Raw genomic sequence first — 9,229 nt, 5'->3', positions numbered from 1 at the left:
GACAGCTCCACTTCACATCCGGAGGCCTTCACCTGTCTGCACGACAGGCCGTCACCGGTCACCTCAACTCGGGACAACGTCCCCGGACATCACATCTAGGCCGGGTGGACCGTCTTCACCGCGAGCTGGTTGCCGGGGATCTTCGTGCTGGCGCAGCCCGTGCCCTCGGACGGCACGAAGTTCGACGCCGTCTCCTGCGGCAGGTAGATCCGCAGGCCCTTGACCGCGGTCGGCTGGCAAGTGCCCGGGTCGAAGTTCCGCACGTTGACGAACTGGATGTCGGCGACCGCGGTCTGGCCGGGGTTCAGCTTGACCGCGTTGCCCTTGGTGCCTTCTCGGAAGGCGTCCTTGCCGACCTGGTGCCCGTCCGCGCCCGCGACGTAGGAAACGCCGGGGAACCCCTGGATGCTGCACGGCTTCGAGCTGGAGTTGGTGATCCGCAGCGGCCGGTACACCGACCCGGCGCCGGCGTCGCCCTGGCCGAGCGCGAGCTTGACGTCCCCGGCCTTGCAGAGCCCGTTGTCCGCGGGCTGGGCGACCTGCGGCGGCGCCGCCGGCGTCGAGCTGCTGCTCGGGCTCGAGGTGGCCGTGGTGACGGTGGTGGAGGTCGGCGACGCCGAGGTCGACGGCGTCGAGCTGCTCGCCGCGGGTGTGGCCCCGCCGCCCCCGCAGGCGGAAAGCGCGAAAACGCCCGCCGAAGCCGCGACCACCGGCAGCAACCGTGAAAGCTTCGTCCGAACCATGTCAATCGCCTCCCTGGTGTGGTGCTACTGGGTAGACGTACGGATCTCCGGCAGGTTGGTTCGCACGGTTAATTCCCCACCAAACGTGTTCTAAACGTGACGGGATCACACGTTCGTGCCGGGCTACAACGGGGTGTCGACCCAGGTCAGGCAGTGCCAGGCCCCGTCCGGCCGGGCTTCCAGCTCGACCAGGCCGGTGTTGGGGATCAGCGCCGCGTTGGCGACGTCGGCGTGGACGTTCGGCGCCAGCCACTCGCCGGCCAGCCGGATCGCACCGCCGTGGCTGACCAGCGCGACGACGCCGTCCGGGTCGGCCTGCTCGTGCTTGGCCCGCAGCGCGCCGACCGCGTCGAGCATCCGGGTGCGCACGCTGGTGCCGTTCTCGCCGCCGGGCAGCGACGGCTCCAGCTCGCCGAGGGTCCAGCGCCGGACCGTCTCCAGGTAGACCCGGATCGACGCGGGGTCGGTCGCGCCCTCCAGATCGCCCGCGACGACCTCGTGCACGCCGTCGACGACCTGCACGTCCAGCGCGAACCGGGCGGCCAGCGGCGCCGCGGTCTGCTGGGCGCGGGTCGCCTGCGACGCGTAGACCGCGACCAGCGGCTCACCCTCGAGCCGCACCGCCAGCTGGTCGGCCTGCTGTCGGCCGAGGTCGGTCAGCGGCGGCCCGGGCAGGGCGGTGTCGAGCGCGCCGCGGACGTTCCCGTCGGTCTGCCCGTGGCGGATGAGCAGCAGCCTCACGCGAGCTCCCCCTTGCGGACCGCGTCCGCCCACACCGCCGCTTCGACGAAGTCGTCGTTGCCGGCGCCGGCTTCGACCGTGGAGCGGATGCCGTCCGCCCGCGGGTGCGAGCCGAGGAACCGCAGGTTGCGGCAGTGCCGGCGCAGCGCGGTCAGCGCGTCGAGGATCCGCGGCTCGGCCACGTGACCCTCGAAGTCGATGAAGAAGCGGTACTCGCCGAAGTTGCTGCGCGTCGGGCGGGCGTCGAGCCGGGTCAGGTTGATCCCGCGGTCGGCCAGCGCGGTGAGCAGCTCGGCGAGCGTGCCGGTGCGGTTGACGGCCGCGGCGACCACGGACGTCCGGTCCGCGCCCGTCGGCTCCGGCAGCTCGCCCGGCGGGCGGACCAGCAGGAACCGGGTGGCCGCGTCGCCGACGTCCGCGACCTCGGTGGCCAGCACCTCCAGGTCGTAGTGCTCGGCCGCGACCGGCGCGCAGACCGCCGCGTCGAACTCGCCGTCCAGCACGCCGACCGCGGCGGCGGACGTCGACGACGACGCCACCGGGTGCGCGCCCGGGAGGTTCGCTTCGAGCCATTCGCGGACCTGCGCCAGCGCGTGCGGGTGGCTCGCGACGGTCCGGATCTCGCCGCCGCCGTGCCGGGTCAGCACGCTGAAGTGGATCGGCAGGATCGCTTCGGCGACGGCGACCAGCGCCGTCGACTCGCTGAGCGCGTCGAGCGTCGCGGGCACCACGCCCTCGACCGAGTTCTCGATGGGCACGCAGGCGGCGTCCGCCCCGCCCTCGCGGACGGTCGTGAGCGCCTGCCGCACGGTCTCGACCGGAATCAGTTCTTCGCCGGGGGCGAGGGCCCGCGCGGCCTGTTCGGTGAAGGTCCCCCGGGGGCCGAAGTATGCGATCCGTGACACAGAGCCCAGGTTAACGGGCTCCGGCGTGGCGACTTTCACTCGGACAGCCGGTACGCCCACCGGTTACGCCGGGTGGCGTTTTTTGCGATGCTGGGGTGCGTGACCGCCGACTCCGGCACGCACACCGGCCGCGGGGACGCACACCCGCCGGTCTCCCCTCGGACCCCCGAGCTGGTGCTGTGCGCCGTCGATGAACCACTCGCCACCGCCTGGACCGCCGCCGTGGAAAACCTGGCGGGCCGGGTCCGGGTGCACCGCGGGTCGGTGCTCGACGTCGTGGCGCAGGCCGTGGTCAGCCCGGCCAACTCCTACGGCTGGATGCGCGGCGGCATCGACGCGGTCTACGCGCGGGCGTTCCCCAGGTGGAGCAGCGCGTCCGCAGCGCTGTCCTGGCCTTCCACGGCGGCGAGCTGCCGATCGGCGAGGCCGTGGTCGTGCCGACCGGCGAGGCCGAGCCGGCCTGGCTGATCAGCGCGCCGACCATGCGCGAGCCCGGCGAGCTGCTGCCCGCCGACACCGTCCACCCCTACCTCGCCGCCCGCGCGGTGTTCCTCCAGTGGCGCGACGGGCAGCTCGACGACGGGCCGGTGCGCGAGCACGTCGGCACCATCGCGATGCCGGGCCTGGGCACCGGCGTGGGCGGCGTCGCCCCGGCCACGTGCGCCCGGCAGGTCGCGGCCGCGTGGGACGAGGTCTTCGGGAACCGTTACCCCCGGTAACCCCTGAAAGTCAGGGGGTGGACTACATCACAGCGCGTTCACCCGTCGTAAGCCCTACCGTTAATCACGCAGGTGAAACGTGCGCCAGTGCAGGCGACGGCCGGAGGAGTGTGCGATGACCCGGGTCCGCGAACTCAGCCCGTATGTCGAGCTGCACCGGGAACAGTGGAAAGAACTGCGCAGTTCGACGCCGTTGCCGCTGACCGCGGCCGAGCTGCTGCGGCTGCGCGGGCTCGGCGAGCAGGTCGACCTGGCCGAGGTCGCCGACGTCTACCTGCCGCTCTCCCGCCTGATCAACCTGCAGGTCGCCGCACGCCAGCGGCTCTACGAAGCGACCACGACGTTCCTCGGTGACGACTCCCGCGGCACGAAGGTCCCGTTCGTGATCGGCATCGCGGGCAGCGTGGCGGTCGGCAAGTCGACCACCGCCCGCATCCTGCGCACGCTGCTCGCCCGCTGGCCGGACCACCCCCGCGTCGACCTGGTCACCACCGACGGCTTCCTGTACCCGCGCGCCGAGCTGATGCGGCGCGGGATCATGCACCGCAAGGGCTTCCCCGAGAGCTACGACCGCCGCGCGCTGCTGCGGTTCGTGACCGACGTGAAGTCGGGGGCCGAGCGCGTCGCCGCGCCGGTGTACTCGCACCTGGCCTACGACATCCTGCCCGGTCAGGAGCAGGTGGTGCAGCAGCCGGACATCCTCATCCTCGAGGGGCTGAACGTGCTGCAGCCGGGGCCGCGGCTGATGGTGTCCGACCTCTTCGACTTCTCGATCTACGTCGACGCGCACACCGACGACATCCAGCGCTGGTACATCGAGCGGTTCCTGGAGCTGCGGCACACGGCGTTCGCGGACCCGGCGTCGCACTTCCACCACTTCGCCGGCCTGCCGGACGACGAGGCCCGCGCCGAGGCCAAGCACCTGTGGCGCTCGATCAACGAGCCGAACCTGATGGAGAACATCAAGCCGACCCGGCCGCGGGCGACGCTCGTGCTGCGCAAGGACTGCGATCACGCGATCAACCGCGTCCGTCTTCGGAAGCTCTGAGCCTCCTGACGGACCGGCACTCGCCGACCTACGCCGCGGATCGGAGGTCGATGCGCCGCCGACACGCCGACCGCGGACCCGTCACGCGGCCCGTCACCCACATGCCGCGCATTCCCACCCTGAGCGAGTGCACGGCCACGACTTGTCGCGCTCTCGCGACTCTCCGCGCCGGATCCCGGCCGATCGGCCGAGGCGCGGCCTTCAGGCGTAACCGGTTGGCCGATACCGGGCGCCGGTTGCGAAAGCGACCCTGAAGGAGTCAGGAAAACGGCTCTGAGCTGGGAGGAGGCCCACGATGTTCTCGATGGTCCTCACGTGGGTCGGCGCGTTGCTCGGTCTGGTCTTGCTGATCGCGATGGCCGCCGGGACGTTCGTCGTCGACTTCGACGACCGGCTGCAGGAGCGCCGCAGCAAGAAGCCCGCCGAACCGGCGGGCCCCCTGCCGTAGCCGTCAGAGTTCGCCGAGCGCCTCGAGGTAGGCGTCCGGGTCGTACTCCAGCGTTTCGCCGTCCACCAAGCTGCCTTCCAGCGCGTCGATCAGCTGCTCGAAGATCTCGTCGCGGTCCAGCTCGCCCTCCTGCAGGCGCTCCGCCGTCTGCCAGACGTCCGCGGGCTCGTTGTCCCACAGCTGGTCGACGATGGTCGCGCGCAGGATCAGCCGCTGCTCTTCCTCGTCTTCGTCGGCTTCGGCGATGACGAGCGCCCGGCGCTGCTCGGCGTCGGTGGGGTCGAGGTCGACCTCTTCGTCGTCGATCTCCGTGGTCAGCGACGGCACGGCGAACATCCGGCGCTCCAGCGCGTCGGCCAGCTCGCTCGGCGACAGGTCGCCGACGCCGCCGAAGTAGCGCTCCAGCGGGGAGTCGTCCTCGTCGGAGTACTCGCTGAGGTAGTCGGCGACGGCCTCGTCGAGCGCGGCGACCGCGGTCTCGGTCAGCCCGGCCCGCTCCGCCGTCCACTGCACCCAGGCCAGCACGACCGGCTCGACGGCTTCCTCGTGGTCGGCGTCGAGTTCGTACTCCTCGCCCAGCAGGCCCTCGAGGAAGCGCGCGATCTTCTCCGGGCCGACGCGCAGCGGGTTCGCCGGGTCGGTGCGCAGCCCGTGTTCCAGCAGCAGGCGCCCGAGCGCGCGGGCGGCGTCGGCGTCTTCCCCGCTCGCCGCGACGAACTGCTCGACGACGGCGGCCCGCTCGGTCTCGGACCAGACGGCCACCTCGGGCACGAGCGCCGGCTCCGGCAGCGCGCGGCACCAGGTGAGCGCGACCGCGTGGAAGCGCGCGTAGTCCTCGCTGACGTCGGCGTCCTCGAGGTGGTCGGTCGCGGCGAGGCCGTCCGCGATCAGGCGGTGCGCCTCGGCCGGTTCGACCGCTTCGAAGACGACCAGCTCCGGGTCGGCTTCGGCCTGCTCGCGCATTTCGCCGAGGACGTCGGCGGGCTGCTCGATCACGACGAGGTCCCGCACCCGGCCGCCCTCGGTGAAGTCGAGGAGCGCGAGCAGGCCGTACGCCTGGCCGCCGTGGGAGAACACGCAGAGCAGGGAGGTCTCGTCGCCGTAGACGTCGCCGGTCCGCCAGCACTCGCCGGCGCTCACCCGGCCCAGCTCGCCGGCCCACGGCGGCGCCGGGATGCCGCGCCCGAGCACGACCTGCAGGCCGTCTTCGGCGGCCTTGCGCTCGACGTCGGTCTCGGCGACGACCTTCAGCGCGGCCAGCAGCGCGGCGGCGCCCGGGGTGATCTTGCGCTGCGCGAAGCCGATCAGCTCCAGGCCGAGCGACTCTTCACCGTCCTCGACGGGGACGTCGTGGAACTGGCCGAGCACCTCGGAGGCGAGCAGCTCGACGTCGACCGGCGCGGGCTCGGCACCCAGCGCCGAAAAGTCGTTCAGGACGTCCTTGAACAGGCCGGTCACGCTGTGGGTGACGGGCTGCGGCTGCCTCTTGCGGGCACGACTCACCGGGCTCATGGCCTCATGTTTTCATGCACGCTTTTCGGGGGTCCGGGTGGCGGAGCCCCCGGCCCGGGCCGAAGGCCCGGTTGTCACAGTCCGCGAGCCGGTCGCGGTGGCCCTGGCGCGGGTCCCGCCGCGTGCTCGACGGGGAGGCGCCGAGCGGGGCGACGGGACAGGGCCACCGCGACTTCTCTGGCCAGGGCGTCGCCACCGTGGCGGGCTCGCGGTGTCCCGGTGCACGTGCACACCGGTTCATCCCGGTCAACGAGGGGTGCGCGGGGAGGTTACGGCTTTGGGGATGGCGATTCGCGCGGCCCGGATTTCCGTGATCAGGCGGGTTTTCCGGCGGTGGGTTTCCACCAGTGCGGCGAGGTGGGCGGTGAATTCGTCCGCGGTTCCGGCGCGCTTGTGCAAGCCGCGCAACGACTTCAGCCGGCGCGCGGCTTCCCGGTAGGCCTGCGGGTCCTTGCGCTCGATGAGCTCGTCGACGTGCTCGCGCAGGACCGGGATCGTCTCGGCCGGGTGCTCCTCCGCGCGCAGCTCGGCGAGTTCGAGCTTCAGCTCCGGCGACGCCCCGAACCGCACGCAGGCGCGCCAGGCTTCGTCGGGACGGCCGTCGTCGAGCAGGACGCGGACCAGCTCGTCGGCCCCGCCGCCTGCCGCGCGTTCGCGCAGGGTCGCCAGCGCTTCCCGGCGCTGCGCCGTCCACTTGCCCGCGGCCTGCGCGGCTTCGCGCAGCGCGGCGAACGTCTCGCGGTCCGGCCGGGCGTCGAAGTCCTTGCGGCGCAGGGAAGTCTCGTCCTCCGGCTGCGGCGGCGGCTGCTTGTCGTGGGTGAGCGCGCGGGCGGCGTGCGCGATGGCTTCGCTGTGCCGCCCCGCGGCCCGCAGCACCCGGACGATCTTCAGGCTGACGTCGACGCGCGGCGGCTTGGCCGAGAGGATCGCGACCAGCTCGTCGACGTCGCCGAGGACCTCGGCCAGCTGTTCGCGCAGCCGTTCGGCCACGTCCCGGCGGTGGCCGGCACCGTTCGCCGCGAGCACGTCGTCCACGTGGGACTTGATCAGCTTGAGCCCGCGTTCCCCCAGCGCGGCCGCGAAATCGGCGAGGTCGATCACCGGCCAGCCCGGGCCGTCGAACTCGACCTCGACGATCCACCCGGCCAGCTTCTCCGGGTCCGGCGGCCGGGCGGCGCACGCGCGGGCGTACAGCTCGACGGCCCGCTCCAGCCGTTCGCCGAGGTCGCCGGTGTGGTCGCCCGACTGCTCCAGCACTTCGCTGATGTCGTCGACCGTGCGCCGGGCCAGCGGGGCCAGGTCGGCGCGGCTGCCGGCGTCGAGCATCCGCTGCAGCGTGTCCAGCACGGCACCGATCTTCGCGGTGTATTCGACGTTCCCGTCGGTCACGGCGGTGTCGAGCAGGCGGTGCGCCTCGCTGACGTCACCGGATTGGGTCGCGGCGCGCAGTTCGAGGGAATGCCGCAACTCAGGGTCACGCTCGGCTTGGGCCAGCAGCAGGTCCGCCAGCGTCTCCGCGTCCAAAGTGCGCAGGTAGGGGCGAAGATCCGAGGGGGGACTCACGCGCACCAGTCTGCCTGAGCCCGTCGAGTGCGCGTGTGGGCCAACCGCGTGCTCTTTTCGGAGTAGCGCATGACTCTCGGTGAGGGCGTCATGGACGGCGCAAGTCGTCGAGCACGGCTTTCAGCGGCCACGGCTCGGGCACCTTCGGCCGTCGTGACCGTGCGTGGCGGGGACGCGGGATGGCCGAGCGCACGGTGGGCACCATGATCGGCACGACCGGCACCGGCACCCGCGCCACGAGCCGCCGCACGACGATCAGCAGCAGCACCGCGCACAGCAGCAGCGCGGTCCCCGCGGAGAGCGCGCCGGCGAGCGTGCGGCGGCCGTCGTCGAGCGTGAGCTGCACGGCGTACTGGCTCTGCTGGGTGTAGAGCCGGCCGAGCTGCGCGGAGACGGTGTAGGCGGCGCTGCGCCACATGGACTCGGGCACGGGCAGGGGTTCGGCGGCGGCGAACGCGTCTTCGGCGGCGGCCAGCCTGCTCCAGTCGGCGCTGCGGGTGAGCGACTCGTACGCCGTGCGGCCGCTGTCGGTGAGCTGCGGCGCGACCCGCGTCAGCCCGGCCCGGTAGGCGGCGACGGCGAGGGCGTACGGCCGCCGCGTGACGCCGTCGAGCCCCGCCAGCGCGAGGGAATCGGAGCGGTCCATGCCTTCGGCGACGGAAAGCAGCTCGACGGCGGTCGTCTGCTGGTAGGCCGACTCGGCGTCCGGCGCGCGGCGGACGTAGTCGCGCAGCCCGGCGATGGCGGTGTCGATCCGCTGGGTGTAGCTGGCGTACGCGGCGGTCCGCAGCTCCGGCGCGGCCATCGCCGCGCTCCGCTGCGCCTGCAACGCGACCACGGACCGGGCCGTCCGGTCCGCCGCCGTCGCCGTCTCGACCGCGAGGTCGCGCGTGCGAACCGCTTGGTGGACCAGGAAAGCCGTGATGACGACCGCCACCACGACGAGGGCGGAGCCGGGGATGAGCGCGATGCCCAGCATGCGGCCGCGGACGGAGCGCAGGTACTTCAAGACGTTCCCTTCCCGGCCCTGATCCCCGCAAACATCCCGACGAAGTTCAACCTATTGAGTGAGAGATTCACCGGTCAACGCCCATCCGCCATACGGCCGTTAGCGCACCGTGACGGCCGGGCACAATCGCCGCGTGACCTTCGACGACGTGACCCAGCGCCTGCGCGGCTTCGCGGCCGCCCGAGCGTGGGAGCCGTTCCACACCCCGAAAAACCTCGTGATGGCGCTGTCCGGCGAGGTGGGCGAACTGACCTCGCTGTTCCAGTGGCTGACCCCGGAGGAGTCCGACGCGTGGCGCGACGACCCGGAGCTGGAAGCCAAGGTGCTCGACGAGATCGCGGACGTCACGCTGTACCTGCTGCAGCTGGCGGACCGCCTCGGTGTCGACCTGCCGGCCGCGGCGCACGCGAAGATCGACCGCAACGAGGTCCGCTTCCCGCCGCCCGCCTAGCTGTGATGTCCGGGGACGTTGTCCCGAGTTGAGGTGACCGGTGACGGCCTGTCGTGCAGACAGGTGAAGGCCTCCGGATGTGAAGTGGAG

Annotated in this window: 9 protein-coding genes and 1 pseudogene; 4 read left to right on the top strand and 6 right to left on the bottom strand. The window is 72.3% G+C overall.

The window, feature by feature from the left end; genetic code table 11:
- Nucleotides 1-95 precede the first annotated feature (95 nt).
- From EIY87_RS03840 to pheA, 3 genes are all read right to left on the bottom strand, one after another.
- Complete coding sequence (locus EIY87_RS03840; RefSeq protein ID WP_404800013.1) at nt 96-743, bottom strand: DUF4232 domain-containing protein; 648 nt, start codon at nt 741-743, stop codon at nt 96-98.
- Between the two features lie 123 nt (nt 744-866).
- A complete protein-coding gene (locus tag EIY87_RS03835) occupies nt 867-1,484 on the bottom strand; it encodes a histidine phosphatase family protein (RefSeq protein WP_125306251.1) in 618 nt (205 codons plus the stop codon).
- Nucleotides 1,481-2,389 carry a prephenate dehydratase gene (gene pheA, locus EIY87_RS03830; protein ID WP_125306250.1) on the bottom strand — a complete coding sequence of 303 codons (909 nt, stop codon included), beginning with the start codon at nt 2,387-2,389 and terminating at the stop codon, nt 1,481-1,483. Before pheA ends, EIY87_RS03835 begins: the two co-directional genes overlap by 4 nt.
- 99 nt (nt 2,390-2,488) lie before the next feature.
- Between pheA and EIY87_RS03825 the strand changes: the two are divergent.
- The 3 genes and pseudogenes from EIY87_RS03825 (at nt 2,489) to EIY87_RS47970 (ending at nt 4,604) form a co-directional block, all read left to right on the top strand.
- Nucleotides 2,489-3,108, top strand: a pseudogene (locus EIY87_RS03825) (macro domain-containing protein).
- A 115-nt stretch (nt 3,109-3,223) separates the two neighbouring features.
- Nucleotides 3,224-4,156, top strand: a complete 933-nt coding sequence (coaA, locus tag EIY87_RS03820) for a type I pantothenate kinase (protein ID WP_125306249.1) — start codon at nt 3,224-3,226, stop codon at nt 4,154-4,156.
- 295 nt (nt 4,157-4,451) lie between these two features.
- Nucleotides 4,452-4,604, top strand: coding sequence for a hypothetical protein (locus EIY87_RS47970; RefSeq protein ID WP_191983943.1), 153 nt, complete (start codon nt 4,452-4,454; stop codon nt 4,602-4,604).
- A gap of 3 nt (nt 4,605-4,607) precedes the next feature.
- Here EIY87_RS47970 and EIY87_RS03815 read toward each other — a convergent pair whose 3' ends face one another.
- The 3 genes from EIY87_RS03815 to EIY87_RS03805 form a co-directional block, all read right to left on the bottom strand.
- On the bottom strand, nt 4,608-6,116 hold the full coding sequence (locus EIY87_RS03815) for a hypothetical protein (protein WP_125306248.1): 1,509 nt from the start codon (nt 6,114-6,116) through the stop codon (nt 4,608-4,610).
- Between the two features lie 246 nt (nt 6,117-6,362).
- On the bottom strand, nt 6,363-7,679 hold the full coding sequence (locus EIY87_RS03810) for a hypothetical protein (protein WP_404800012.1): 1,317 nt from the start codon (nt 7,677-7,679) through the stop codon (nt 6,363-6,365).
- Between the two features lie 88 nt (nt 7,680-7,767).
- Entirely contained in the window at nt 7,768-8,688 is a 921-nt protein-coding gene (locus tag EIY87_RS03805; RefSeq protein ID WP_125306247.1) for a nitrate- and nitrite sensing domain-containing protein, read from the bottom strand.
- A gap of 133 nt (nt 8,689-8,821) precedes the next feature.
- Here EIY87_RS03805 and EIY87_RS03800 point away from each other — a divergent pair, with 133 nt between their 5' ends.
- The gene (locus EIY87_RS03800) at nt 8,822-9,139 is read left to right on the top strand and encodes a nucleotide pyrophosphohydrolase (protein WP_125306246.1); all 318 of its coding nucleotides are present in this window, start codon (nt 8,822-8,824) and stop codon (nt 9,137-9,139) included.
- The last annotated feature ends 90 nt before the right edge of the window (nt 9,140-9,229 follow it).

Source organism: Amycolatopsis eburnea, from assembly GCF_003937945.1.
GTDB lineage: Bacteria > Actinomycetota > Actinomycetes > Mycobacteriales > Pseudonocardiaceae > Amycolatopsis > Amycolatopsis eburnea.
This window is presented reverse-complemented; position numbering and strand designations above follow the sequence as displayed.

What these genes read in the sequence shown, in the direction of transcription:
- EIY87_RS03840 (WP_404800013.1), bottom strand. Translation starts at nt 743, where the DNA reads ATGGTTCGGACGAAGCTTTCACGGTTGCTGCCGGTGGTCGCGGCTTCG.
- coaA (WP_125306249.1), top strand. Translation starts at nt 3,224, where the DNA reads ATGACCCGGGTCCGCGAACTCAGCCCGTATGTCGAGCTGCACCGGGAA.
- EIY87_RS47970 (WP_191983943.1), top strand. Translation starts at nt 4,452, where the DNA reads ATGTTCTCGATGGTCCTCACGTGGGTCGGCGCGTTGCTCGGTCTGGTC.
- EIY87_RS03815 (WP_125306248.1), bottom strand. Translation starts at nt 6,116, where the DNA reads ATGAGCCCGGTGAGTCGTGCCCGCAAGAGGCAGCCGCAGCCCGTCACC.